Origin of the sequence: Cupriavidus sp. 2KB_3, from assembly GCF_052115685.1 — a bacterium.
GTDB classification, from domain to species: domain Bacteria; phylum Pseudomonadota; class Gammaproteobacteria; order Burkholderiales; family Burkholderiaceae; genus Cupriavidus; species Cupriavidus campinensis.
Window position 1 is genome coordinate 84,893 of record NZ_JBFRHD010000020.1, and the last position, 24,132, is coordinate 109,024.

Sequence of the window (24,132 nt, forward strand, 5' to 3'; positions counted from 1 at the left end):
GCCGCCCGCCACGGACGCTCCATAACTACCCCACGCCATGAACACTGCCTTCCGCAAGCCGCTGCCCGGCACCAAACTGGAGTACTTCGACGCGCACGCCGCCGTGGAAGCCATCCAGCCGGGCGCCTATGACAAGCTGCCCTACACCTCGCGCGTGCTGGCCGAGAACCTCGTGCGCCGCTGCGATCCGGCCACGCTGACCGCCTCGCTGCAACAATTGATCGAGCGCAAGCGCGAGCTGGACTTCCCGTGGTTCCCCGCACGCGTGGTCTGCCACGACATCCTGGGCCAGACCGCGCTGGTGGACCTGGCCGGCCTGCGCGACGCCATTGCCGACCAGGGCGGCGACCCCGCGCTGGTCAACCCTGTGGTGCCGGTGCAACTGATCGTCGATCACTCGCTCGCTGTGGAATGCGGCGGCTTCGATCCCGATGCGTTCGCCAAGAACCGCGCCATCGAAGACCGGCGCAACGAAGACCGTTTCGATTTCATCAACTGGACCAAGAAGGCGTTCCGCAATGTGGACGTCATCCCGCCGGGCAACGGCATCATGCACCAGATCAATCTGGAGCGGATGTCACCGGTGATCCACGCCGAACAGGGCGTGGCCTACCCCGACACCGTGGTCGGCACGGACAGCCACACGCCGCACGTGGACGCGCTGGGCGTGATCGCCATCGGCGTGGGCGGCCTGGAGGCCGAGAACGTGATGCTGGGCCGCGCGTCGTGGATGCGCCTGCCTGACATCGTCGGCGTGGAGTTGTCCGGCAAGCGCCAGCCCGGCATTACCGCCACCGACATCGTGCTGGCCCTGACCGAATTCCTGCGCAAGGAAAAGGTGGTCGGCGCCTATCTGGAATTCCGCGGCGAAGGTGCGTCGAGCCTCACATTGGGCGATCGCGCGACCATCTCGAACATGGCCCCCGAGTACGGCGCCACGGCCGCGATGTTCTATATCGACGAGCAGACGCTGTCCTACCTGCGCCTGACCGGCCGCGAGGACACGCAGGTCGCGCTGGTGGAAACCTACGCCAGGACCGCCGGCCTGTGGGCCGACTCGCTGGCCAACGCCGAGTACGAGCGCACGCTGCATTTCGACCTGTCCACCGTGGTCCGCAACATGGCCGGCCCGTCGAACCCGCACAAGCGGCTGCCGACGTCCGACCTGGCCGCGCGTGGCATCGCCGGGCATTGGGACGACGTGCCGGGCCAGATGCCCGATGGCGCGGTCATCATCGCCGCCATTACCAGCTGCACCAATACCAGCAACCCGCGCAACGTGATTGCGGCGGCACTTTTGGCCCGCAACGCCAACGCACGCGGGCTGACGCGCAAGCCGTGGGTCAAGTCGTCGCTGGCACCGGGCTCGAAAGCCGTAGAACTCTATCTCGAGGAAGCCAAGCTCCTGCCGGACCTCGAAAAGCTCGGCTTCGGCATCGTCGCCTTCGCCTGCACCACCTGCAACGGCATGTCCGGCGCGCTCGATCCGGTGATCCAGAAGGAGATCGTCGACCGCGACCTGTACGCCACGGCAGTGCTGTCCGGCAACCGCAACTTCGACGGCCGCATCCACCCGTACGCCAAGCAGGCGTTCCTGGCCTCGCCGCCGCTGGTGGTGGCCTATGCCATCGCCGGCACGATCCGCTTCGACATCGAACGCGACGCGCTGGGCAAGGACGCCGACGGCAAGCCGGTCTACCTGAAGGACATTTGGCCGAGCGACGAGGAAATCGACGAGATCGTCGCCAAGAGCGTGAAGCCGGAGCAGTTCCGCAAGGTGTACGAGCCGATGTTCGCCATCTCGGTGGACCAGGGCGAGGCCGTGAGCCCGCTCTACGACTGGCGCGCCCAGAGCACCTACATCCGCCGTCCGCCGTACTGGGAAGGCGCGCTGGCCGGCGAGCGCACGCTGCGCGGCATGCGGCCGCTGGCGGTGCTGGGCGACAACATCACCACGGACCACCTGTCGCCGTCGAACGCCATCCTGCTGAACAGCGCAGCCGGCGAGTACCTGGCGAAGATGGGCCTGCCCGAGGAAGACTTCAACTCGTATGCCACGCACCGGGGCGACCACCTGACCGCCCAGCGCGCCACCTTCGCCAACCCGACGCTCATCAACGAGATGGCCGTGGTCGATGGCGCGATCAAGAAGGGTTCGCTGACGCGGATCGAGCCAGAAGGCAAGGTCGTGCGCATGTGGGAAGCCATCGAGACCTATATGGAGCGCAAGCAGCCGCTGATCGTGGTGGCCGGGGCCGACTATGGCCAGGGTTCGTCGCGTGACTGGGCGGCCAAGGGCGTGCGGCTGGCTGGCGTGGAGGCCATCGTGGCCGAGGGCTTCGAGCGCATCCACCGTACCAACCTGATTGGCATGGGCGTGCTGCCGGTGGAGTTCAAGCCGGGCGTGAACCGCACCACGCTGGGCCTGGACGGCAGCGAGACGTACGACATCGTCGGCGCCCGCAAGCCGCGCGCGGAACTGACGCTGGTGATCCACCGCAAGAACGGCGAGCGCGTGGACGTACCGGTGCAGTGCCGGCTGGATACCGCCGAGGAAGTGTCGATCTACGAGGCCGGCGGCGTGCTGCAACGGTTTGCGCAGGACTTCCTGGAATCGGCGCGTGCCGCGGCTTGATGGGAATTCACCGGAAACTGGACGAAGCATGACTCACGTAGCGCAAGTCAAGATTCCCGCCACCTACATGCGTGGCGGCACCAGCAAGGGCGTCTTTTTCCGCCTGCAGGACTTGCCCGAGGCCGCGCGCGTGCCCGGCGCGGCGCGTGACAAGCTGCTGATGCGCGTCATCGGCAGCCCGGACCCGTACGGCAAGCAGATCGACGGCATGGGCGCAGCCACGTCGAGCACCAGCAAGACGGTCATCATCAGCGCCAGCACGCGGCCGGACCACGATGTGGACTACCTGTTCGGCCAGGTGTCGATCGACCAGCCGTTCATCGACTGGAGCGGCAACTGCGGCAACCTCTCCGCCGCCGTGGGGCCGTTTGCCATCAGCAATGGCTTCATCGATGCCGCACGCATCCCGCGCAGCGGCAGCGGCGTGGTCACCGTGCGAATCTGGCAGGCCAATATCGGCAAGACCATCGTCGCGCACGTGCCGGTGACGGACGGCGCGGTGCAGGAAACCGGCGATTTCGAGCTGGACGGGGTGACCTTCCCGGCCGCCGAGGTGCAGCTGGAGTTCATGGACCCCGCCGAGGAAGGCGAGGACGGCGGCGGCGCGATGTTCCCGACCGGCAACCTTGTCGATGACCTGGAAGTGCCCGGCGTGGGCACGCTCAAGGCGACGATGATCAACGCCGGCATTCCGACGATTTTTGTCAATGCCGACGCCATCGGCTACACCGGCACGGAGCTGCAGGACGCCATCAACGGCGACCCGAAGGCGCTGGCGATGTTCGAGACCATCCGGGCATACGGCGCAAAGCGCATGGGGCTGATCCGTGACATCGACGAAGCCGCGCGGCGCCAGCACACGCCGAAGGTGGCGTTCGTGGCGCGGCCTGCCACGTACACGGCGTCCAGTGGCAAGGCCGTCAACGCCGGCGACGTGGACCTGCTGGTGCGCGCGCTGTCCATGGGCAAGCTGCACCACGCCATGATGGGCACGGCGGCGGTGGCCATCGGCACGGCGGCAGCGGTGCCGGGCACGCTGGTCAACCTCGCAGCCGGCGGCGGCGAGCGCGAGGCGGTGCGCTTCGGGCATCCGTCCGGCACGCTGCGGGTGGGCGCGCAGGCCAGCCAGGCCGACGGCCAGTGGTCCGTCACCAAGGCCATCATGAGCCGCAGCGCACGCGTGCTGATGGAAGGCTGGGTGCGCGTGCCGGGCGACGCTTTCTGATCCTTTCGCCCGACTCGTTCCGGACTCGTAGTACTTCTAAAAAGCGGCATCCTTCCCCCGGGGAGGATGCCGCTTTGTCTTATGGGGCATACGTTTGCGGGCGATGGCAGTTGTCGACGCAACCCGCGCCGGTGGGTATAGTGCTCGCTCCGTCCGACGCCGGACGGTATCCATGAATCGAAGACACGGGGCGGCGCTTCCACAAGACGCCCGAACCTGCCGACATGAGGAGCATCATGCAACGTACTGCCTGCCTGAAATCGCTTGTCAAGCCGATGGCTACCCCCATCGCCGCGCTGCTGCTGTCCGCCGGACTGATGTCCGGCCTGGCCCATGCGCAACTGGCTCCAGCCCCGGGCGCTGCCCCGGCCACCACCGCTGCCGCCCCCGCCGAGGCGCGCAAGGCCAACGTGGTCATCATCGGCACCGGCGGCACCATCGCTGGCGCCGGCGCATCGGCCACCAATACGGCGGCCTACCAGTCGGCCGTAGTGCCGGTCGACAAGATCATCGCCTCGGTGCCCGAGATCTCGAAGGTCGCCAACGTCAAGGGCGAGCAGATCTTCCAGATCGGCTCGGAAAGCTTCAACAACGAGCGCCTGCTGAAGCTGGCCAAGCGCGTGTCCGAACTGCTGAAGCAGCCGGATGTGGACGGCATCGTCATCACGCACGGCACCGACACCATCGAGGAAACGTCGTACTTCCTGAACCTCACGCTCAAGAGCGACAAACCGGTGGTGGTGGTCGGCTCGATGCGGCCGGGCACGGCGCTGGGCGCCGATGGCGCGCTGAACCTGTATGACGCGGTGCTGGTGGCCTCCCGGCCCGAGTCGCGCGGCAAGGGCACGCTGGTGGTGCTGAACGACGAGATCCACACCGGCCGCGACGTGACCAAGACCAACACGTTCAAGACCGAGACCTTCCGCTCGCCGTTCGGCCCGCTCGGCTATGTGGTGGAAGGCCGCACGCTGTACTACCGCACGCTGGCCCGCCCGCACACCACGCAGACCGAGTTCGACATCGACACGATCGACAAGCTGCCCGAAGTGGCCGTGGTCTACGCCTATGGCAACGTGAACCCGGCCAGCATCAACGCGGCGGTGAAGAATGGCGCCAAGGCCATCGTCTATGCCGCCACCGGCAACGGCAGCGTGGGCGACTACATGGTGGAGCCGCTCAAGGCGGCCCGCGCCAAGGGCGTGCAGATCGTGCGCGCCTCGCGCACGGGCAGCGGCGTGGTGGTGCGCAACGCCGAGCAGCCGGACGACAAGTACGACTGGATCGTCACCGACGACCAACTCCCGCAAAAGGCACGCATCCTGATGGCGCTGGCGCTGACCAAGACCAACGACCCGAAGGCGTTGCAGCAGATGTTCTGGAAGTATTGATGTGCCCCGCCCCTTCCCGCTTGCGGGAGGGGGCATCCTCACTGCCCCCTCAAAACAGCGCCGTGGTCATCAGCGCCTTGGCCACCAGCGGCCCCTCGTCGGCGCCGTCGGCGTAGACCGATACCTCGAGCGACACCTGCCGCTTGCCCCGGCGGATTACCTCCGCCACCGCGCGCAAGGCCACACCATCGGCGGGCGCCAGATACTGGATTGACAGCGCCCCGGTGGCGCCGCCGTGTACCACCTCCAGATCCACGTTCGTGAACGCAGCCGCGGCGCCAGCCACGTCGATCAGCGTGGCGATCACCCCGCCATGCACGACCTTGCGCACCGTGACGTTGTTCGGGCTGAACGGCAGCACCAGCTCCACGCGGTCTACCGCCAGCGCATCCAGGCGGATGCCCAGCGTGCGCGCCACCGGCGATTCCATCAGCACGGACGCCACCATCGCGGCCAGGCGCGGGTCCACGGTCGATTCAGGCATGGCAAGGCTCCAGAACATACGGCATGGGACGAATTCGATTCCACCCAGCGTAGCCGGCACCGCCTGTTCGCTCAATGACCTGATGGGTAGTTGAACATCCTGAGCCTTAGGCAGCACACCCGGGCGCCGCGGCGTCGGCCGGTATAATGGCCCCCCAATCGTTCCTGCCGTCCCCGCCCCGCCTCTGCATGCCTGCCGAACCGTCCGACATTACCGAAGCCCAGGGTCTCAGCGACCGGCCCGACAGCCCCTGCATCGGCATCTGCTCCACCTTGTTCGATGAGATCTGCCAGGGTTGCGGCCGCACCGCCGCCGAGGTCAGCAACTGGGTGTTCTACTCCGATGCCGAAAAGCAGGTGATCTGGGACCGCATCACGCGCGAGGGTACCGCGCGCCGCTTCAACCAGGGCTGACAGCGCCGGGGCTGGCCCCGGTGAGTCGCTTCTCCATATCCTCGACCTCGCGCCGCGCCACGCGCTCGCGTGCGAGTTTTCTCCAGCTTTCCGCCAGCGGCGCCAGTTCCGCCATCTCGGCCAGCGCCGCATGGTTGAGCCGGTCGACATAGAGCACGTGCAGCAGCCGCTGCAGGGTCCATTGCGGATAGGGCCGCGCGGCCAGCACCAGCCGGTCCCCGGCGCGTACCTCGCCCTCCTCGATCACCCGGTAGTACCAGCCCGTGCGCTGGCTCTGCTGCACCGCGCGCGACATGCCGGCGTAGCCAAAGCGGTGATTGAGCTTCCAGCATGGCTGTCGCGCCTGCGAGACCTCCACCAGCGCCGAGCCGAGCCGGAACTGGTCGCCAATGCACACGTCCGCCTCCGTCAAACCCCGGGTGCTCAGGTTTTCGCCGAAGGCACCAGGGCGCGACAGTACATCGGTCACGGTCACGCCCTCCTCTGCGGCCAGTTCGGCCGTCCAGGCCGGGTAATGGTCGCGCGGATAGTGGTGGATGGCCTTTTCCGGGCCGCCGTGATGGCGCGGATCGCCCTGCTCGTCCCCGGCCAACCCGAGCGTGGTCACGCGCAGCGGGCCGTCCTGCAACTGCTTGTCGATGCCGCTTGGCACTGCCTTCGGGCCGAACGGGCGCACCTTGCCCGCAAGCAAGGCATCAATGGCGATGTCGATCACCGGCACCGTCACAGCCCGGCCTCGTCGAGCCAGCGCATGAACATGCGTTCCCCGGCGGCCGCCACGGTGGCGCCGATCTCGGCCGTACGGCGGCGGATGGTGCGCGGGTCGATGCCGGCCTTGGCCAGCTCCACGGTATGGCCGATCAGCCAGGTCTCGATGTCGCCGGGCAGCACCTCGGGGTGGAATTGCAGCGCCAGCACGTGCTGGCCGATCGCATACGCCTGGTGCGGCGTGCCGGCGGTGGAGGCCAGCAGTTCGGCGCCGGCCGGCAGGTCGAAGGTGTCGCCGTGCCAGTGCAGCACCTGCCAGTCCGCGTCCGCCAGGGCCGCGAGCGGCGAGCGCAGGCCGGCTTCGGTCGGCGTGACCGGCCCCCAGCCAATCTCGCGCGTGCCCGGATAGACCCGCGCGCCAGACGCCGCCGCGATCAACTGCGCGCCCAGGCAGGCGCCGATCATGGGCCGCCGCGTGCCGAGCCGCTCGCGGATGACTGCGATCTCAGCCCCCAGCCACGGATAGGCCTCGGTTTCATAGACCCCGATCGGCCCGCCCAGCACCACCAGCAGGTCCGCCGGATCGGCCGCGACCAGCGTCAGGTCGTCCACGCCGGCCTGGAACACGCGGATCTCGTGCCCGCGGTCGCGCACGGCATTGGCAATCACGCCGGCATGCTCGAACGGCACATGTTGGATTACGTCGGTGCGGCGTCGGGTCTCGGTCATCGTCAACTCTCCTGAAGCTTAGGGTGCGCCGGCTGGCCGGAGCACCAGTGTGTCGAACGCGTCGCCGCCGGGATTGCGGCGTGGCGCGCCAATCGTAATGAACTGTACGGCCGCCCACCGCTCGGTCCAGTCGCGGTAGTGCGGAGACAAGGCATTGCCCGATTGTCCCGTCGACGTCATGAAGCGGGAATGGGACAAATCTGAAAGGTCATAGATCGCGCGCAGGCTGGCCGCATGTACGCTCTCGAAAGGTGCGGCCTCGTCACGCAGGCTGTGGCGGCCGACATCCACCGTATACGTATCACCACCGGTTGGCACGCGCACGTTAAAAAACCCTGACAAGTACGAAACTTTGCCGAACGGCTTGTGCTCGGCGCGCGCGGTATGGGCCTGGCCCCAGCGCCATTCTTCCGGATTGCTGCCATAGCGGGCGTCCAGGTCGGCGATGGCGCGCTGCCAGGCCAGGCCGATGGTTTCGGCGCAGGTCTCGTGCGCCGGCGTACGGGTGTTGTCGCACCAGAACGCACCGGCGCCGCGCGGGGCACGCAGCGCATTGAGCATCGGCAACTGTACGTTGCGCTGGTCCCAGAGCCGGTTGAACTGGGTCTCGTCCAGCTTGTCTTCGAACAGCAGGCGCGACAGCTCGCGCAGCCACGCGGTGGCGACCAGCGGCTCGGCGCGGTCCGCCGCCATGGTGGCGTCCCACTTGCGCAGGGCCTCGAACAGGGCGCGCTCGCGGTCCGGGCGCTTGGCGTCGCTGGCCACGGGGGCGGCCAGCAGCAGCGGCAAGGCATCGCGCACGGCCAGCGAGACCACGTCCTTCTGGATGGCGGCGAAGCTGTCCGGCGTATGGCGCGGCGTGGCCTCCAGCAGCGCGCGGATGCGGTCGTGGCGGTACGGCACGGTCCACTCGCTGGTGATGAAGTACGGGTAGTCGTCGGCCACGATCTTCTGGTTGGCAGTCACGATCATGCCGTCCGGCGGGTTGAAGCGGCGCGGCAACGCGTCGAACGGCACGAAGCCGGTCCAGTCATAGCGCGCATCCCAGCCCGGCGCCGGCGCAAGACCCTTCAGGTCGTTGTCCGCCCGGCGCAGCGGCACGCGGCCCGGCGCGATATAGCCGATATTGCCGTCCACATCGGCGTAGACGATGTTCTGCTGCGGCGCGTGGAGGTCGCGCATCGCCGCCAGGAAGGTGTTCCAGTCGCGCGCGGCGGCCAGCTTCAGGCCCCCTTCGAAAGTCTTGTCGTCGGGCCGCAGCGCGGTCCACTGGAACGCCACCACGTACTGGGCGCCCAGCGGCTTGGCGGCGACGGTCAGCGGCTCGGCCACGTCGGACAGCACCGGGCCGTGGCGCGTGGCCCGGACGGTCAGGGCCACGTCCGGGGCACCCTTGACGCGGATGGTCTCGGTGCGGGTCTCGAACTCCGCCCAGCCGTCCGGCGTCTGGTAGCGGTTGGGGTGCGCCGGATCGATCCTTTCTATATAGAGGTCCTGCACGTCCGGCGCGGTATTGGTGAAACCCCAGGCAATGCGCGCGTTATGGCCGAGCACGACCAGCGGAATGCCGGGCAGCGTGGCGCCGGTCACGTCGAGCCCCGGCGCCTGCATCTGGGCGAAATACCAGAGTGACGGCGCCTGCAGCCCCAGGTGCGGATCATTGGCCAGCAAGGGCTTGCCGCTGACCGTGTGGGCGCCGGAGACCACCCAGTTGTTCGATCCCATCCCCTCTACATAGCCTGCCGGCGCCCGCTCCACCACGCTCGCCATGGCCGTGGCCACGGGCGCGAGATGGCGATAGAAGGCCGCGTAGTCCATGGTGCGCAGCGGCGGATCGCCCGGATAGGGAGCGAGGATCTCGGCAATGCGGGACGTGGGCAGCTGCTGGGCCAACCCCATGCGCAGCACTTCCTGCGTCCAGTTGCCGCCCAGATCCCACGCCATCATGGTCTGCCAGCCGAGCGTGTCGGCGGGCTCCCAGCGCTCCGGCTTGGTGCCGAGGATCAGGAACTCGGGCGGCAGCGCGGACTTGCGTGTGTCAATGAACGCGTTCACGCCATCGGCATAGGCTTGCAGCGCGGCGCGGGTCTCGGGGGAAGTCTGCGCCAGGATGGCCTCGGCATTGCGCCGCACCCCCAGCGTGCGCAGGAAGCGGTCGGTGTCCAGCGCGCCCGGCCCGAGGATTTCCGCCAGCCGGCCCGCCACCACGCGCTTGTTCATCTGCATCTGCCAGAGCCGGTCCTGCGCGTGGACGTAGCCGAGCGCGTAGTAGGCGTCCAGCGCATGGGCGGCCTGGATGTGCGGCACGGCGTTGCGGTCCCGCACCACCACCACGCGGTCATGCAGGCCGGGCAGGATCAGCGTGCCGGCCGTGTCCGGCTGCGAAGCCTGGCGATACCAGGCATAGCCGCCCACGGCGCCCGTCGCCAGCAGCAACAGGAGCGAGAGCAGCCAGCCGCCGAGCCGTTTCCACCAGCGCATCGTATTTCTCCGAAATATTGGGGTCGATCAAAGACCGAAGCATCGCAGATTCCGGCGCCAGAAAAAAATGCCCGGACGCGCCGGGCATGCGATGCAACGTCAGGAAGCGCCCGTCAGGCGGGCTTCTTCAGTTGCAGCGACTTGTATTCGAGGAATTCCTCGAGTCCGTACTTGCCGGCCTCGCGCCCGTTGCCGGACTGCTTGAAGCCGCCGAACGGCGCGTTCATGTTGAACGGACCGCCGTTGATGTCCACCTGCCCGGTACGGATGCGGCGCGCCACGCGGATCGCACGGGCCTCATCGCCGGACCAAACCCCGCCGCCGAGCCCGTAGACGCTGTCATTGGCGATGCGCACGGCGTCTTCCTCGGTGTCATAGCAGATCACGGTCAGCACCGGGCCGAAGATCTCCTCCTGCGCCACGGTCGCCTTCGGATCAACGTTGCCGAGCACCGTCGGCTTCACGAAGAAGCCTTTGCCGAGCCCCTCGGGGGCATCCGGGCCGCCGGCCAGCAGTTCGGCGCCCTCCTCCAGCCCGCGCCGGATATAGCCCGTCACGCGCTCCTTCTGCACGGCCGAGATCAGCGGGCCGAGACGCGTGGTCTCCGCCAGCGGGTCGCCGAGCGTGAAGTTCTCCACCACCTTCGCGACGATAGCCTTGACCTCGTCATAGCGGGCGCGCGGCACCAGCATGCGGGTATGGGCCGAGCAGGTCTGCCCCGAGTTCAGGAAGCAGGCGCTGATGGTGCCCTTGACGGCCTGCGGCAGGTCCGCGTCGTCCAGGATCACCGAGGCGGACTTGCCGCCCAGCTCCAGCGCCACGCGCTTGACCGACTGCGCGGCCAGCTCGGACACGCGTTTGCCAGCGCGCGTGCTGCCGGTGAACGACACCATATCCACTTCCGGATGGCTGGCCAGCACTTCGCCCACGATCGGGCCATAGCCGGTGACGAGGTTGAACACGCCCGGCGGCAGGCCGGCGGCCTCGATCACCTCGGCCAGCACAAAGGCGTTCAGCGGCGCCACCTCGGACGGCTTGAGCACCACGGTGCAGCCGGCGGCCAGCGCCGGCGCCACCTTCAGCGTGATCTGGTTCAGCGGGTAGTTCCACGGCGTGATGGCGGCCACCACGCCCACGGGCTCGCGCACCACCAGCGAATTGCCGACCTGCTCCTCGAACTGGAACTGCTCCAGCAGCGAGGCGGCCTGGCCCCAGTTATAGACCGGCCCGCCCACCTGGATGGCCCGCGCCAGCTTGATCGGCATGCCCACTTCGCCGGCAATCAGCTGCGCCAGTTCCTCGGTACGGTCCTTGAGCCCTTCGGCGATCTTGCGGATATAGCCGGCGCGCACGGCCGACGGCGTGTTGGACCAGCCCTCGAAGGCGGCCCGCGCGGCGGCGATGGCGTCCTCGGCGTCCCGGGCGTCGCCCTCGGGAATCTTGCCCATTACCGCCTCGGTGGCGGAATGAATCACATCGATCAGCCCGCTGCCATGGGGCTGAATCCACTTGCCGTTGATGAAAAGTTTGTCTCGTTGTTGCATGGCCACAGTTCTCGATAGGTGAATCGGCGGTTGCAATTTTTTGTTACTTTTAGGGTGCCTCACATTGTAGAGCGGAATGCCAACTCGGATTTTGTTTGATTCCGGGCGCATGCCGCCCATCGAAAACAAAGAAAAGAGGAGCGAGACATGGTCGATCCGGTCTTTCAGAAGACGGAGGCAGGTCAGGAGGAGATCCGCACGCGTGCCCGCAAGCTCGATCACAAGCTGCGCGCGCTGCTGCTTATCGTGAATGGCGAACGCCGCAAATCGGCATTGCTGGCGCAGGTGGGCGGGATGGGGGTCGGGGAGGAAGCGCTGGACACGCTGGTGGAACTGGGGCTGGTGGTGGCCGATACCTCGGAAGCGGCCAAACCCGTCGCCGCGCCGGTGACCGCCACCACACAACGCCCGGCCCGCTCGGGCCCGCCGGAAACCAATCTGTTTGCGGCGTATTCAGCACTCGGCAAGGGACTCGACGACGTGCTCGCCGATACCGCCATCGCCCCGACGCCGGTAGCAGTGGGCGGCGCGGACGGCTACAAGCAGCTTTACCACTTCTATACCGATGTGATCGGCAATCATCTTGGATTGCGCGGCTACGTCTTGCAGGTGAAGGTGGAAAAGGCGGGAACGGTGGCCGAACTGGCCGCGTTGCGCGAGGCACTGGGCGCGGCCTTGCAAAAGGCCAAGGGAGAGATCACCGCAAGGGCGATTCTGGATCAGCTGGATGCAATGCTGACGGCGCAGGGAGTGGCCGCCAGGTAAGAACAACGCCCTTCCCCCACAGGAGAGGGGCGTTCCGGCTCGGCGTTCCGGCTCAGTATTCCCTTAAGCCGCGATACCCTGCGACTCCAGGTACTCATCGTACGTGCCGAGGTAGTCGGTAATCGTGCCGTCCGTGCGGACTTCGATCACACGCGTGGCCAGGCCGTTAATCAGTTCGCGGTCGTGCGAAACAAAGATCAGGGTGCCGGTGAACTTGTCCAGTGCGATCTGCAGCGACTCGATCGACTCCATGTCCATGTGGTTGGTCGGCTCGTCCATGGCCAGCACGTTATGGCGGCCCAGCATCAGCTTGCCCCAGATCATGCGGCCCTTCTCGCCCCCGGACAGCACCTTGACGTTCTTCTTGATATCGTCGGCCGAGAACAGCAGCCGGCCCAGCGTGCCGCGCAGCGACTGGTCGTCGTCGCCGGCCTGCGTCCACTGGCTCATCCAGTCCATCACGTCGCGGTCCACCGGGAATTCTTCGTACGTGTCCTGCGGCATGTAGCCGACGTTGGCGTTCTCGGCCCACTTCACTTCGCCGCGGTCCACTTCCACGCCGCGCTGCACGCCAGTCTGGACAATATTGTTCAGCAGGCTGCGCAGCAGCGTGGTCTTGCCGGCGCCGTTCTCGCCGATGATCGCCACGCGCTCGCCGGCCTGGATGGCCAGCGTCAGGTTGTTGATGATCTTGCGGTCGTAGGTCTTGGTAATGCCCTCCACCTCCACCGCCAGGTTATGCAGCTTCTTCTCGAACTCGAAGCGCACGAACGGGTTCTGGCGCGACGACGGCTTGATGTCCTCCACCTTGATCTTGTCGATCTGCTTCGCACGCGACGTGGCCTGGCGGGCCTTGGACTTGTTGGCCGAGAAGCGGCGCACGAAGTCCTGCAGTTCCGTGATGCGCTCCTTGGCACGCGCGTTGGCGGCCAGCTGGCGCTCGCGGGCCTGCATCGACGCTTCCATGTAGTCGTCGTAGTTGCCCGGGTAGACCTTCAGCGTGCCGTAGTCCATGTCGGCCATGTGCGTGCACACCGAATTCAGGAAATGTCGATCGTGGGAGATGATGATCATCGTGGAATTGCGCTCGTTGAGCACGTCTTCCAGCCAGCGGATCGTGTTGATGTCCAGGTTGTTGGTCGGTTCGTCGAGCAGCAGCACGTCCGGGTTCGAGAACAGCGCCTGCGCCAGCAGCACGCGCAGCTTCCAGCCGGGGGCGATGTCGCTCATCGGGCCCTGGTGCTGGCTGGTGGGAATGCCCACGCCCAGCAGCAGTTCGCCGGCGCGCGCCTCGGCGGTGTAGCCGTCGAACTCGGCGTAGCGGGCTTCCAGCTCGGCCGCTTTCATGTAGTCCTCATCCGTGGCTTCCGGATTGGCGTAGATGGCGTCGCGCTCGCTCGCGGCGGCCCACATCTCGGTGTGGCCCATCATCACCACGTCCAGCACGCGGTTGTCTTCATAGCCGAACTGGTCCTGGCGCAGCTTGCCCAGGCGCACACCCGGCTCCAGCATGACCTGGCCCGACGAGGGATCGAGGTCGCTGCCAAGGATCTTCATGAAGGTGGACTTGCCGCAGCCGTTCGCACCGATCAGGCCGTAGCGGTTGCCTTCACCGAACTTGACCGTGATGTTCTCGAACAGCGGCTTGGGGCCGAACTGCATGGTGATGTTTGCGGTAGAAAGCACGTCTGGAACCTTTGAATGCGTATGGGTGCGTAGAGGGAGGCTGCGCGGGGCGCCTGCGCCGCCCGGGCGGGCCCGGGCCTGCCAGGGCTGGGGGATCGCGTGGAAGACCTGCCCATCAGCGCGTCCGGCCTGGCAAAAATGCGGAAATAACCCGAGATTTTACCACTCACGGGCCGCTAGCGGGAATTGGCAGGGATTGGTGCGGATTGCGGGCGCGGTGTGACGTTCGCTGTGACGTCGTTACAGCGTCGGGTAGCCGGACAGGGCCAGCGTGAAGCCGTCCGCCTGGGCAGTCAGCCGGGCCTGCGCGCCCACCGGCAGCGTCAGCTTGCGCGGGCAGTGGCCGAACGGCAGGCCGGTCAGCACCGGAATGCCGACTTCGGCACGCACGTAGTCGAACACGGCGCCCATGTCGTAGCCGTTGTCGTAGTCCGTGGTGCGGTAATTGGAGAAATCGCCCAGCACCAGCGCCTGCTGGCGGGCCAGCACGCCGGCCTGCGCCAGTTGCAGCAGCATCCGCTCGATGCGGTACGGCGGCTCGTTGATGTCCTCGAGGAACAGGATGCCGCCGTCGATCTTCGGCATGTACGGGGTGCCGAGCAGGCTGCACAGCATGGCGAGGTTGCCGCCCCAGAGCGTGCCGGCCACGGCCACGGGCCGGGCCAGCGTCTGCGGCGCCTCCACCGTCACCGTGTAGGCCGGGTCGCGCAGGATGGCCTCGAAGTGCTGCCACATGTACGCGTCCACCGGCTCGGCGCCGAAGTCGGCCAGCAGCATCGGGCCGGCAAACGTCACGCCACCGGTGGCAGCGAGGTAGGCCAGCTGGAACGCCGTGAAATCGCTATGCCCGACGATGGGCGTGCCGCTGGCACGCGCCCGGTCGGCAATCCGCGCGAAATCGATCTTGCCAAGCAGCCGCCCCAGCCCGTAGCCGCCGCGCACGGCCAGCGTCAGTTCGCGCTGCGCGCCGGTGCCGATGGCGTGCAGGTCGGCCAGCCGTTCGGCGTCCGTCCCGCCGAAGCGCAGGTAGCGGCGCGCCAGCACGTCGGCATTGCCCACGTGATAGCCGTGATGCTTGAGCCAGGCGCATCCGCGTGCCGCAATCGCCACGTCATGGGGATAGCCGGACGACGCAATCAGACGGACTTCAATCGATTCGCTCATGAACCTTAATGCTCTGCACCGGAATCTGGAGCCGCAATTTTAACGCGTGCCGACTTCTGCGCACGGCGCCGCGCGCCAAAGAAATCGCGCAGCATCTGGCCGCATTCGTCGGCCATCACACCCCGGGCCACCGTGGTCTGGTGATTGAGCGTGGCCTGCGCGAACAGGTCCACCACGCTGCCGGCCGCGCCGGTCTTGGGGTCAGTCGCGCCGAACACCACATGGCGCAGACGGGCATGGAGGATGGCGCCCGAGCACATCGCGCAGGGCTCCAACGTCACATATAGCTCGCACTCGGGCATGCGGTAGTTGCCGAGCACCTGGGCGGCGGCGCGCAGGGCCTGCATCTCGGCGTGGGCGGACGGGTCCATCGAGCGGATCGGCAGGTTGTGGCCGCGCGCGATGATCTTGTCGTTCCAGACCACCACGGCACCCACCGGCACCTCGCCCGCAGCTTCCGCCAGACGCGCCTCTTCCAGCGCGGCGCTCATGTAGAAGCGGTCGCGCGAATCGGCATCGGGGAAGGTCTGGGGCAGCAGATCGGACATCGGATCGGACATCGGCCCGGATCAGTCCTGGGCGGGCAGGCGCACCGGCGCGCTGACTTCGGCCCAGCAGTTCGGCGTTTCGAACAGCACGAGGCGGGTCAGTTGCAGATGGTGGCCGAAACAGTCCTTGAACACGGGCGCGAGGATGTCGAACGCCACCTGGGCAAGGTTCTCCACCGTGGGAATGGACTCGAGCACCACGGTCTTGTGGTTGTCCATCGACTGGAGGAAGTTCAGCAGCGCCGTATCGCCCCGGTAGATCAGGAAGGCGTGGTCCCACTTCGAGACCAGATACTCGTTGGCGAGCGTCTTGATGTCGCCGAAGTCGAGGATCATGCCGTCGTCGGAGGCGCCTTCCTTGTGCAGGACTTCGCCCGACAGGGTCAGGTCCAGGCGGTAGCGGTGGCCATGGATGTTGCGGCACTGGCCGCCATGGCTAGGGATACGGTGGCCGGAATCGAACTCCAGGCGACGGGTGATGGAGACTTGTTTGGTCATGGATCAGCGAATGCCAAGCAGCTTGTGGGTCTGCAGCGACAGGCGCCAGCGCGGGTGGCGCTGGCAGAATTCCACCGCTGCGGCCGTATTCTGCCGGGCCAGCGGGCCATCCATGGCTTGCACCATGAAATAGCGGAAATCCAGTTGCTCGTATGCCGCGAAGTCCTGGCCGTCCTGCGGGATGACAACCTTGAGTTCGTCTCCGCGCGTCACCACGAGATCCGCGCCCATCTTGGGGCTCACGCAGACCCAGTCGATGCCGTCTGGCACGGGCAGCGTACCGTTGGTCTCGATGGCGATCTCGAAGCCCTGCGCGTGCAGCGCGTCGATCAGCGGCGCGTCCAGCTGGAGCAGCGGCTCGCCGCCGGTGCAGACCACGAGCGGCTTGCCGCCGGCGCTGCCCGGGCCCTGGGGCCATTCCGAGGCCACCACGGCCGCCAACTCCTCGGCGGTCTTGTACTTGCCGCCGCGCGTGCCGTCCGTGCCGACGAAGTCGGTGTCACAGAACTGGCAGACCGCACGCGCCCGGTCTTCTTCGCGGCCGGTCCACAGGTTGCAACCCGAGAAACGGCAGAACACCGCAGCGCGGCCGGCGTTGGCGCCTTCGCCCTGCAGCGTGTAGAAGATTTCCTTGACGGCGTAAGTCATTGTGCGGGGCTAGCGACGAGCAACCCATTAGTATAGCAAGGGACTAGGGTTTTCGCTAAGGCGCACCCTGCCCCGCTGATGGCCGCCTACGGCCACCTAAGGCGCCAGCCGCTCCTGCAGGAAGTCCAGGAACACGGCAATACGGGCCGATAACTGCGTATTGAGGTAGTAAACGGCGTGGATCGGCTGCCGGACCTCGATCGTACTGCCCTCCAGCACCTGCACCAGCCGGCCCGCGCGCCGGTCCGCATCGGTCATGAAGTCCGCCAGGCTGACGATGCCCTGCCCGGCCAACGCCAGCTGCCGTAGCGTCTCGCCGCTCGACGCCGAGATTTGCGGACGAATCTCCACTTCCGCGCCATTCTCGCCCCGCAGCGGCCAGCGATTCAACGACTCCGGCTGGGTGAAGCCAAGCAAGGTGTGATCGCCAAGCTCGGCCACGGTGGCCGGGGCGCCACGCGCCTTCAGGTAATCGGGACTGGCCAGCACGCGGATGCGGTTGCTGCCCAGCGCCCGCGCGTGCAGCGTGGAATCGCGCAGCGTGCCGATACGGATCGCCACATCGGTGCGATGTTCAAGCAGATCGATGATCTGGTCGTTGGTATTCAGTTCGAGTTCGATTTCCGGGTAAGCCGCGCGGAAGGCGCCGACCAGCGGCACCACCACGTGCAGCATGAACGGGGATGCCGCGTTCACGCGCAGCCGCCCCGCCGGCCGCTGCCGCCGCAGCGCCATCTGCTCCTCGGCCAGATCGGCCGCCGCCAGGATCTGGCGCGCGTGAGCGAGCATCGCCGCGCCCTCCTCGGTCAGTTCCAGCCGCCGCGTGGTCCGGCGCAGCAGCGTGGTTTCCAGCTTCTCTTCCAGCCGGGACAGCGCCCGGCTCACCCCGGAGACGGTCTGGTCGAGTTGATCCGCAGCGGCGGTGATCGAGCCACTGTCCACCACGGTCGTAAAGGCGAGCAATTCTTCGAGGGTCAGCTTCATTCTTGAATTTTAGTCAAATATCTTTGGCTGATCACGGGGTTTTTCTGCAATAAAGCACGCGGCACACTGCGTCCATCGAAAAAACCCTGCTTGAGGATGCTCGACATGCCTATTGCCTTGCTGGCGCTGACGATCAGCGCCTTTGCCATCGGGACGACGGAGTTCGTCATCGTCGGCCTGATCCCGACCATCGCGGCGGACCTGCATATCTCGGTGCCGTCCGCCGGCCTGCTGGTGAGCCTGTACGCGCTCGGCGTGGCCGTGGGCGCGCCGGTGCTCACCGCCCTCACCGGCCGCCTGCCGCGCAAGCTGCTGCTGCTCTCGCTGATGGCGCTGTTCACCGCCGGCAACCTGCTCGCCTGGAAGGCGCCGAGCTATGAATCGCTGATTCTGGCGCGCATCCTCACCGGCCTCGCGCACGGCGTGTTCTTCTCGATCGGCTCGACCATCGCCACCGGCCTGGTGCCGAAGGAGCGTGCCGCGAGCGCCATCGCCATCATGTTTACAGGGCTGACCGTGGCGCTGGTGACCGGCGTGCCGCTGGGTACTTTCATCGGCCAGCATTTTGGCTGGCGCGAGACCTTCCTGGCCGTGTCCGGCCTCGGCGTGATCGCCTTTATCGGCAGCCTGCTGTTCGTGCCCTCGCAGATCCGCCATTCCCCGCCCGCCTCGTTGCTGCAGCAGGCGCGGGTACTGGCCGAGCCGCGCCTGCTGCTGGTCTATGCGAAGACGGCCATCGGCTACGGCGGTTCGTTCATCCCGTTCACCTTCCTGGCCCCGATTCTCCAAGACGTTTCGGGCTTCAGCGCCGGCGCCGTGGGGCTGGTGATGCTGGTGTATGGCGTGTCCGTGGCGGTGGGCAATATCTGGGGTGGCCGGCTGGCCGACCGGCATGGCCCGATTCCGGCGCTGCGCATCGTATTTCTCCTACTCGCCGCCGTGCTGTTCGTGCTGACCTTCACCGCGCCGCACCGCTGGCTGGTGGTGGCCACGGTGCTGGCCTGGGGCGCGGTCGCCTTCGGCAACGTGCCGGGCCTGCAGGTCTACGTGGTGAAGCAGGCGGAGCGCCACACGCCGCAGGCCGTGGACGTGGCCTCCGGCCTCAATATCGCCGCGTTCAATCTCGGCATTGCCGGGGCGGCGTGGGCGGGTGGGCTGATCGTCCAGCATCTGGGGCTGATGCATACGCCGTGGATCGGCGCGCTGGTGGTGCTCGTGGCGCTGGGCCTGACCGAATGGAGCGGCCGGCTGGACCGCGCCGCCGGCATCGATCACCGTGCGGGCAATGTGCCGGCCGGGGCGATGTCTCATTGATTTTTCGCCATCCATCCTTTCATCGGAGAACTTCATGCAGATTCCGCAACTTGGCCTTGGCACCTTCCGGCTCAAGGACCAGCAGGTCATCGATTCCGTGACGATGGGGCTGGAGCTGGGCTATCGCCACATCGACACGGCCCAGATCTACGGCAATGAGGCCGAAGTGGGCCGGGCGATTGCCGCCAGCGGCGTGCCGCGCGAAGACCTGTTCGTGACCACCAAGATCTGGACCGAGCACCTGGGCCGCGACGCCTTGCGCGCCAGCCTTGAGACGAGTCTTGAGAAACTGAAGCTTGATCGGGTCGATCTGACGCTGATCCATTGGCCGTCGCCGGGCGACGCGTTGCCGGTGGCCGAGTACATGGAAGCGCTGGCGCAGGCCCAGGCCGCCGGGCTGACGCGTGCGATTGGCGTGTCGAATTTCACCATCGGGCACCTGAAGCAAGCCATCGACGCCATTGGCGCGCCGGCCATCGCCACGAACCAGATCGAACTGCATCCGTTCCTGCAGAACCGCAAGGTGGCGGGGTTCATGCGCGAACAGGGGATTCACCTGACGGCCTATATGCCGCTGGCCTACGGCAAGGTGATGGAGGATGCCGTGCTACGGCGGATTGCCGCCGTGCGAGACGCCACGCCGGCACAGGTGGCGCTGGCGTGGCTGATGCAACAGGGCTATGCGGTGATTCCATCGTCCACCCGGCGCGCCAACCTTGAGAGCAATCTCGCGGCGGCGCGGCTCACGCTGACAGCCGGCGAGATGGCCGAGATTGCCGCGCTGGACCGGGGCGAGCGGCTGGCCAACCCCGACTTCGCGCCAGCGTGGGACTAACGACTGGCACTGACGACCAGGACTGACGCCGGCAATCAGCGCGGCGCGCCGAGGAAGTCCATCTTGCCGATCTGCACGCCCTTGTGGCGCAGCAGGTCGTAGGCGGTGGTCACGTGGAAATAGAAGTTCGGCAGCGCGAAGCCAAGCAGATAGCTCTTGCCGTCGAAGGTGACCGGGCCGTTGCGGAGCTTGAGTTCCACGGTGCGCGTGTCGCTGCCCTCCAATTGCTCGGGGCGGATCGACTTCAGGAAACCGATGGTCTTGGCGATGCGCTCCTGCAACTCGGGGAACGTCGCCTCGGTATCGGCATAGCCCGGAATCTCGATCCCGGCCAGCCGTGCGGCACAGCCCTTGGCGGAGTCGCTGGCGCGCTGCACCTGGGCGGGCAGCGCGTCCATGTCGGCAATCAGACGCGTCTGAATCAGCTCGGATTCGTCGATCCCCTGCGCCTTGGCGTGGGCAGCGCCTTTTTCAAGAATCGCCGATAGATTGCTCAGTGCGCGGATGAACGGCGGGATCGAAACGTCATACATCGAGAGGGCCATTTGGGCTCCTTGGGGTGCGGTGTCGTGGGGGTGCGCGGCGGTGCCGCTGCTGTGCTGCAGACGGGAGGATAGATCGAATCGGCCCGGCCTGCTGGCAGCGGCCCCGGCGGCTACGACAGCAGCCCGTCGAGATAGGCATCGCCATCGTCGATGCCGAATTCGACCCACATCGGCAGGTGGTCGCTCATCCGGTAGGTGCGCCACTCCTTGAAGCCGCGCCCCGGCTTGGCGGCCCGCTGCCGCGCATAGGTGGGCTCGTCTTCGAGCCGGTAGACGTGCTCGTAGAAATCGAACACGCCGGCCCGACCGGTAGGCGCCAGGTGGGCCAGTCGGCTCAGGTAGGCGATCTGGTCGTAATGCTTGTTCTTGTCGACGTTGGAGCCCGGCACGGCCTGCAGGGCTTCCGGCACGGCGAATCCGGCCCGGGTCATGGCCTCCATGGTCACGTCGTTGCGGTTGAAGATATTGAAATCGCCCAGCACGATCAGGTTGTCCGCCTCCGGCGCGGTGCCGGGCGCGTATTGCGGCGCGCTGGAGAGCTTTCCTGCATGCTTGGCCAGCGTGCGGGCGAACGCCGTGATCTCGGCCAGCCGGCGCGGGTCCACGGCCACGCTCTTGCCGTAGTAGATGTGGACCGTTGCGAGGGTCAGGTAAGCCCAGCCGGCCCGGAAGCCCGCGATATAGGGCGAGCGCGCCATCTGCACCGGCTCCTCGGGCGCGCCCTTCTCCTTCGCCAGCACCAGTTCGGCGGCCAGCCCGGTGAACGTGACCTTGCGCCGGTCGTACAGGTAGGCCATGCGCTCGGCGTTGCCGGAGGTGCCCAGCGTCACGTCAGTCACCAGGAAATCCCACCAGCTACCCAGGATCCGTTGCAGCCGCTGGAGCGGATAGAGGCCGCTGCGCACCTCCTGGATGGCGATCAGGTCGAAGCGGCTCAGGATTTCGGCAATGTAGTAGTACGCCTCCTCGTCACGGTAGCCGTACTTGCCCGAGTCGAACTCGCGGATATTCCAGGTGGCCAGCAGCAGTGTGTCGGTGGCGGTGCGCGGTGGAATGGCAGCGGCCAGCGCGGGCCGCAGGCGCTTCAGCCCGTCGATGGTGCGCCTGCGTACGTCCGTATCCTCGATCTGTTTCAGCCCTGCGTAGTACGGCATGTGTCACTCCGGAGTGGGTGGTGCCACGCATTGTCACAGCAGACCAGGACAGTTCCGATTGATTGGATGGATTGTCTGACGAGGGTCAAGAAAAAACGCCGGCTGCCCTGGGCAAGCCGGCGTTCGCCATGGCTGATCGGCCGATCAGAAGCGGTATGTCACATTGCCGATGATGGTGCGCTGCGTGCCGAAGAAGCAGTCGCCGCGTGCAATACAGGTGTTGATGTACTGCTTGTTGAACAGGTTGTTCATGTTCAGCGACACGCGGATCGGGCCGTGATCGTAGCCCAGCACGGCGTCGAACAGCGTGAAGCCGCCCACGCGGTTGTTGCCGGTGCCATCGTACGACGGGCCGTTGTAGCGCACGCCCGCGCCGGCAATAAATCCCGGCATGTCGAACAGGCTGAAGCGGTAGTTGGCCCACAGCGACGCCATGTTGGCCGGGATGCTTGCCAGCCGCTGGCCCTGCTCCGCAGCCGTGCCTTCGATGACCTTGGCGTCCAGGTAGGTGTACGTGGCAATCAGGTCCAGCCGGCCCAGCGACACCAGCGCCTCCAGTTCCGCGCCGCGCGTACGCGCCTCGCCCACCTGCACCGTGCCGGGCAGGCCGTTGACCACGCCGGCCACCTTGCGGTTTTCTTCGCGCATATCGAACAGCGAGGCGGTCAGCGTCATGTTCTTGCCCGGCGGCTGGTACTTGACACCCACTTCCCACTGCTTGCCGCGCAGCGGCTTGAACGCGCCACCGTCCACATTGAAGCCCGCCTGACCCTGGAACGACTCCGCGTAGCTGACGTACGGGTTCAGGCCGAAGTCCGAGCGGTACATCAGGCCGAAGCGCTTGGTCAGCTCGTTGTCGTCACGGGACCCTGCCGGCGTGTTGTCCTGCGCCGCGCGCGACCAGTCGTAGCGCAGGCCCAGCATCAGCAGCCATTTGTTCCATTCGATCTGGTCCTGCAGGTAGGCGCCGGTCTGGATCTGCTTGGCCGGTGCCAGGTCGCGCGTGGATGTGGGTGCCTGGTAGTTGCCGTAGACCGGATTGAACACGTTGATCGGCGCGGCAAAGCCACCTACGCCGGTGCGGCCCGTGATCTCGTTGTTCTGGTAGTCGAAGCCGGACAGCAGCGTGTGGCGCACGGGGCCGGTGCCGAACTTCGACTGCACCTGCGTGTCGACGGCCAATTGGTTCAGCGTCGGCTGGTTCAGGTAGATGGTGCGGCGCAGCATGGTGTCGCTGCCCGGCACCCAGCCATGCGTGGCGCCGGTGTAGCCAGCCGTGTAGATGCTACGGTAGTCGACGGTGCTGTGCGAATAGCGCAGGTTCTGGCGCACCGTAAAGGTGTCGTTGAACCTGTGCTCGAACTGGTAGCCCACGGCGTGCTGCTCGGCCGTGTATTTGTCGAAGCCGGGCTCGCTGACGAAGAAGCTTTGCGGGATCTGGCCGGCCGGGTTCTCGATCTGGGTGCCGCGCCACGGGAAGAAGCCGATCATCGAGCCCGAATCATCCTTCTGGAAGTTGGCCAGCAAGGTGAAGCTGGTGTCGGACGTCGGGCGATAGGTCAGCGACGGGGCGATGTAGTAGCGGTTGTCCTTGACGTAGTCCACCGAAGCATCGCTGTCGCGCGCCATGGCCACGAAGCGGTAGAGCCACTTGCCGTCGGCGTCGATCGGACCCGTAAAGTCGGCCTGGATCTGCTTGCGGTTGAAGTTGCCGAAACTCACGCCAATTTCACGCGCAGCCTCGGCCTGCGGGCGCTTCGACACGAGATTGACCACGCCGCCCACCGAGCCCTGCCCGTACAGCATGCCTGACGGCCCTTTCAGGATCTCGATGCGCTCCAGCGCGTACGGGTCCGGGCGCGTGTTGTTGTAGAAGCCGACGGCATTGAGCAGCCCGTCGAGATACTGCGTGGAATCGGTGCCACGGATCTTGATCGAATCCGTGCGGTTGTCCGTGCCGAACCCCGCCGCCGAGACGCCGGCCGTGTAGCCTGCCGCCTGCGCCACCGACTGGGCACCCGTGAGTTCGATCCGGTCACGCGTGATGACCGTGATCGACTGCGGCGTCTCCATGATCGGCGTGTCGGTCTTGGTGGCAGTCACGGCTTGTTTCGCCACGAAGCCATGTACCGGGCCGGTCGGCGATTCGGGCAGATTGGTGCCCCGGACCGTGATCGTCGGCAATTCCTGGTGGGCAGGAGCAGGCGCCTGCTCCTGGGCCAGCGAGACGCTGGCGGCTTGCATGCTCAAGGCAAAGGTGGTCAGGCGGAAGGCGTGCGAGCCGCGAACGCGGCGCCGGGCGCATACAGACATTGCGATATCTCTCGTTACGAATTGGAAATGCTAATGCGAATGACTCGCATTTCGTCTTCAATTGTAATGTC

General features: G+C 66.5%; 21 protein-coding genes. 7 read left to right on the plus strand and 14 right to left on the minus strand.

The features are described 5' to 3' along the window. The first annotated feature begins 37 nt into the window (after positions 1-37). From acnD to AB4120_RS20955, 3 genes are all read left to right on the plus strand, one after another. Entirely contained in the window at positions 38-2,635 is a 2,598-nt protein-coding gene (acnD, locus tag AB4120_RS20945; RefSeq protein ID WP_441642800.1) for a Fe/S-dependent 2-methylisocitrate dehydratase AcnD, read from the plus strand. Between the two features lie 28 nt (positions 2,636-2,663). Beyond that, on the plus strand, positions 2,664-3,860 hold the full coding sequence (gene prpF, locus AB4120_RS20950; protein WP_441642801.1) for a 2-methylaconitate cis-trans isomerase PrpF: 1,197 nt from the start codon (positions 2,664-2,666) through the stop codon (positions 3,858-3,860). A 236-nt stretch (positions 3,861-4,096) separates the two neighbouring features. Beyond that, on the plus strand, positions 4,097-5,248 hold the full coding sequence (locus tag AB4120_RS20955) for an asparaginase (RefSeq protein ID WP_149135893.1): 1,152 nt from the start codon (positions 4,097-4,099) through the stop codon (positions 5,246-5,248). Positions 5,249-5,297: 49 nt separating this feature from the next. On the opposite strand, the gene AB4120_RS20960 is transcribed toward AB4120_RS20955, so the two are convergent. Continuing rightward, positions 5,298-5,732 carry a PaaI family thioesterase gene (locus AB4120_RS20960; protein ID WP_149135892.1) on the minus strand — a complete coding sequence of 145 codons (435 nt, stop codon included), beginning with the start codon at positions 5,730-5,732 and terminating at the stop codon, positions 5,298-5,300. Positions 5,733-5,920: 188 nt separating this feature from the next. On the opposite strand from AB4120_RS20960, the gene AB4120_RS20965 reads away from it, so the two are divergent. Next, positions 5,921-6,145: a DUF1289 domain-containing protein gene (locus tag AB4120_RS20965; RefSeq protein WP_441642802.1), complete on the plus strand. Its 225-nt coding sequence runs from the start codon at positions 5,921-5,923 to the stop codon at positions 6,143-6,145. Here the strand turns inward: AB4120_RS20965 and AB4120_RS20970 are convergent. The 4 genes from AB4120_RS20970 to AB4120_RS20985 form a co-directional block, all read right to left on the minus strand. Next, the gene (locus AB4120_RS20970; protein ID WP_149135891.1) at positions 6,132-6,872 is read right to left on the minus strand and encodes an MOSC domain-containing protein; all 741 of its coding nucleotides are present in this window, start codon (positions 6,870-6,872) and stop codon (positions 6,132-6,134) included. The genes AB4120_RS20965 and AB4120_RS20970 overlap by 14 nt on opposite strands. Beyond that, positions 6,869-7,582 (minus strand): glutamine amidotransferase, encoded by a 714-nt coding sequence (locus AB4120_RS20975; protein WP_149135890.1) that lies wholly within the window; start codon positions 7,580-7,582, stop codon positions 6,869-6,871. Before AB4120_RS20975 ends, AB4120_RS20970 begins: the two co-directional genes overlap by 4 nt. Before the next feature lie 18 nt (positions 7,583-7,600). Continuing rightward, positions 7,601-10,063: a penicillin acylase family protein gene (locus tag AB4120_RS20980; protein ID WP_149135888.1), complete on the minus strand. Its 2,463-nt coding sequence runs from the start codon at positions 10,061-10,063 to the stop codon at positions 7,601-7,603. Between the two features lie 113 nt (positions 10,064-10,176). Beyond that, positions 10,177-11,607: an aldehyde dehydrogenase family protein gene (locus tag AB4120_RS20985; RefSeq protein WP_441642803.1), complete on the minus strand. Its 1,431-nt coding sequence runs from the start codon at positions 11,605-11,607 to the stop codon at positions 10,177-10,179. A gap of 147 nt (positions 11,608-11,754) precedes the next feature. Here AB4120_RS20985 and AB4120_RS20990 point away from each other — a divergent pair, with 147 nt between their 5' ends. Next, positions 11,755-12,372: a hypothetical protein gene (locus AB4120_RS20990; RefSeq protein ID WP_149135886.1), complete on the plus strand. Its 618-nt coding sequence runs from the start codon at positions 11,755-11,757 to the stop codon at positions 12,370-12,372. A gap of 63 nt (positions 12,373-12,435) precedes the next feature. Here AB4120_RS20990 and AB4120_RS20995 read toward each other — a convergent pair whose 3' ends face one another. The 6 genes from AB4120_RS20995 to AB4120_RS21020 form a co-directional block, all read right to left on the minus strand. Beyond that, positions 12,436-14,058, minus strand: coding sequence for an ABC-F family ATPase (locus AB4120_RS20995; RefSeq protein WP_144195123.1), 1,623 nt, complete (start codon positions 14,056-14,058; stop codon positions 12,436-12,438). Between the two features lie 240 nt (positions 14,059-14,298). Beyond that, a complete protein-coding gene (gene ldcA, locus AB4120_RS21000) occupies positions 14,299-15,222 on the minus strand; it encodes a muramoyltetrapeptide carboxypeptidase (RefSeq protein ID WP_149135885.1) in 924 nt (307 codons plus the stop codon). Positions 15,223-15,227: 5 nt separating this feature from the next. Next, a complete protein-coding gene (gene tadA / locus AB4120_RS21005; protein WP_187645137.1) occupies positions 15,228-15,782 on the minus strand; it encodes a tRNA adenosine(34) deaminase TadA in 555 nt (184 codons plus the stop codon). A 9-nt stretch (positions 15,783-15,791) separates the two neighbouring features. Further along, positions 15,792-16,268 carry a 6-pyruvoyl trahydropterin synthase family protein gene (locus AB4120_RS21010; RefSeq protein ID WP_149135884.1) on the minus strand — a complete coding sequence of 159 codons (477 nt, stop codon included), beginning with the start codon at positions 16,266-16,268 and terminating at the stop codon, positions 15,792-15,794. A 3-nt stretch (positions 16,269-16,271) separates the two neighbouring features. Then, on the minus strand, positions 16,272-16,916 hold the full coding sequence (queE, locus tag AB4120_RS21015; protein WP_144195119.1) for a 7-carboxy-7-deazaguanine synthase: 645 nt from the start codon (positions 16,914-16,916) through the stop codon (positions 16,272-16,274). Positions 16,917-17,012: 96 nt separating this feature from the next. After that, positions 17,013-17,900, minus strand: a complete 888-nt coding sequence (locus AB4120_RS21020; protein WP_149135883.1) for a LysR substrate-binding domain-containing protein — start codon at positions 17,898-17,900, stop codon at positions 17,013-17,015. A 105-nt stretch (positions 17,901-18,005) separates the two neighbouring features. Here AB4120_RS21020 and AB4120_RS21025 point away from each other — a divergent pair, with 105 nt between their 5' ends. Next, complete coding sequence (locus AB4120_RS21025) at positions 18,006-19,214, plus strand: MFS transporter (protein ID WP_149135882.1); 1,209 nt, start codon at positions 18,006-18,008, stop codon at positions 19,212-19,214. A 34-nt stretch (positions 19,215-19,248) separates the two neighbouring features. After that, entirely contained in the window at positions 19,249-20,049 is an 801-nt protein-coding gene (gene dkgB / locus AB4120_RS21030; protein ID WP_149135881.1) for a 2,5-didehydrogluconate reductase DkgB, read from the plus strand. A 35-nt stretch (positions 20,050-20,084) separates the two neighbouring features. Here the strand turns inward: dkgB and AB4120_RS21035 are convergent, their stop codons facing one another. The 3 genes from AB4120_RS21035 to AB4120_RS21045 all read right to left on the minus strand — a co-directional run bounded on the left by AB4120_RS21035 (position 20,085) and on the right by AB4120_RS21045 (position 24,061). Then, the gene (locus AB4120_RS21035; RefSeq protein WP_149135880.1) at positions 20,085-20,594 is read right to left on the minus strand and encodes a DUF1993 domain-containing protein; all 510 of its coding nucleotides are present in this window, start codon (positions 20,592-20,594) and stop codon (positions 20,085-20,087) included. 110 nt (positions 20,595-20,704) lie between these two features. Then, entirely contained in the window at positions 20,705-21,748 is a 1,044-nt protein-coding gene (locus AB4120_RS21040) for an endonuclease/exonuclease/phosphatase family protein (protein ID WP_149135879.1), read from the minus strand. A gap of 144 nt (positions 21,749-21,892) precedes the next feature. After that, complete coding sequence (locus tag AB4120_RS21045; protein ID WP_441642804.1) at positions 21,893-24,061, minus strand: TonB-dependent siderophore receptor; 2,169 nt, start codon at positions 24,059-24,061, stop codon at positions 21,893-21,895. Between the last annotated feature and the right edge of the window lie 71 nt (positions 24,062-24,132).

What these genes read in the sequence shown, in the direction of transcription:
- AB4120_RS20980 (WP_149135888.1), bottom strand. Translation starts at nt 10,063, where the DNA reads ATGCGCTGGTGGAAACGGCTCGGCGGCTGGCTGCTCTCGCTCCTGTTG.
- prpF (WP_441642801.1), top strand. Translation starts at nt 2,664, where the DNA reads ATGACTCACGTAGCGCAAGTCAAGATTCCCGCCACCTACATGCGTGGC.
- AB4120_RS21035 (WP_149135880.1), bottom strand. Translation starts at nt 20,594, where the DNA reads ATGGCCCTCTCGATGTATGACGTTTCGATCCCGCCGTTCATCCGCGCA.
- AB4120_RS21045 (WP_441642804.1), bottom strand. Translation starts at nt 24,061, where the DNA reads ATGTCTGTATGCGCCCGGCGCCGCGTTCGCGGCTCGCACGCCTTCCGC.
- AB4120_RS21025 (WP_149135882.1), top strand. Translation starts at nt 18,006, where the DNA reads ATGCCTATTGCCTTGCTGGCGCTGACGATCAGCGCCTTTGCCATCGGG.
- tadA (WP_187645137.1), bottom strand. Translation starts at nt 15,782, where the DNA reads ATGTCCGATCCGATGTCCGATCTGCTGCCCCAGACCTTCCCCGATGCC.
- AB4120_RS20955 (WP_149135893.1), top strand. Translation starts at nt 4,097, where the DNA reads ATGCAACGTACTGCCTGCCTGAAATCGCTTGTCAAGCCGATGGCTACC.
- AB4120_RS20975 (WP_149135890.1), bottom strand. Translation starts at nt 7,582, where the DNA reads ATGACCGAGACCCGACGCCGCACCGACGTAATCCAACATGTGCCGTTC.
- AB4120_RS20985 (WP_441642803.1), bottom strand. Translation starts at nt 11,607, where the DNA reads ATGCAACAACGAGACAAACTTTTCATCAACGGCAAGTGGATTCAGCCC.
- AB4120_RS20990 (WP_149135886.1), top strand. Translation starts at nt 11,755, where the DNA reads ATGGTCGATCCGGTCTTTCAGAAGACGGAGGCAGGTCAGGAGGAGATC.
- queE (WP_144195119.1), bottom strand. Translation starts at nt 16,916, where the DNA reads ATGACTTACGCCGTCAAGGAAATCTTCTACACGCTGCAGGGCGAAGGC.
- AB4120_RS21010 (WP_149135884.1), bottom strand. Translation starts at nt 16,268, where the DNA reads ATGACCAAACAAGTCTCCATCACCCGTCGCCTGGAGTTCGATTCCGGC.
- AB4120_RS21040 (WP_149135879.1), bottom strand. Translation starts at nt 21,748, where the DNA reads ATGCCGTACTACGCAGGGCTGAAACAGATCGAGGATACGGACGTACGC.
- AB4120_RS20965 (WP_441642802.1), top strand. Translation starts at nt 5,921, where the DNA reads ATGCCTGCCGAACCGTCCGACATTACCGAAGCCCAGGGTCTCAGCGAC.
- AB4120_RS21020 (WP_149135883.1), bottom strand. Translation starts at nt 17,900, where the DNA reads ATGAAGCTGACCCTCGAAGAATTGCTCGCCTTTACGACCGTGGTGGAC.
- ldcA (WP_149135885.1), bottom strand. Translation starts at nt 15,222, where the DNA reads ATGAGCGAATCGATTGAAGTCCGTCTGATTGCGTCGTCCGGCTATCCC.
- dkgB (WP_149135881.1), top strand. Translation starts at nt 19,249, where the DNA reads ATGCAGATTCCGCAACTTGGCCTTGGCACCTTCCGGCTCAAGGACCAG.
- acnD (WP_441642800.1), top strand. Translation starts at nt 38, where the DNA reads ATGAACACTGCCTTCCGCAAGCCGCTGCCCGGCACCAAACTGGAGTAC.
- AB4120_RS20960 (WP_149135892.1), bottom strand. Translation starts at nt 5,732, where the DNA reads ATGCCTGAATCGACCGTGGACCCGCGCCTGGCCGCGATGGTGGCGTCC.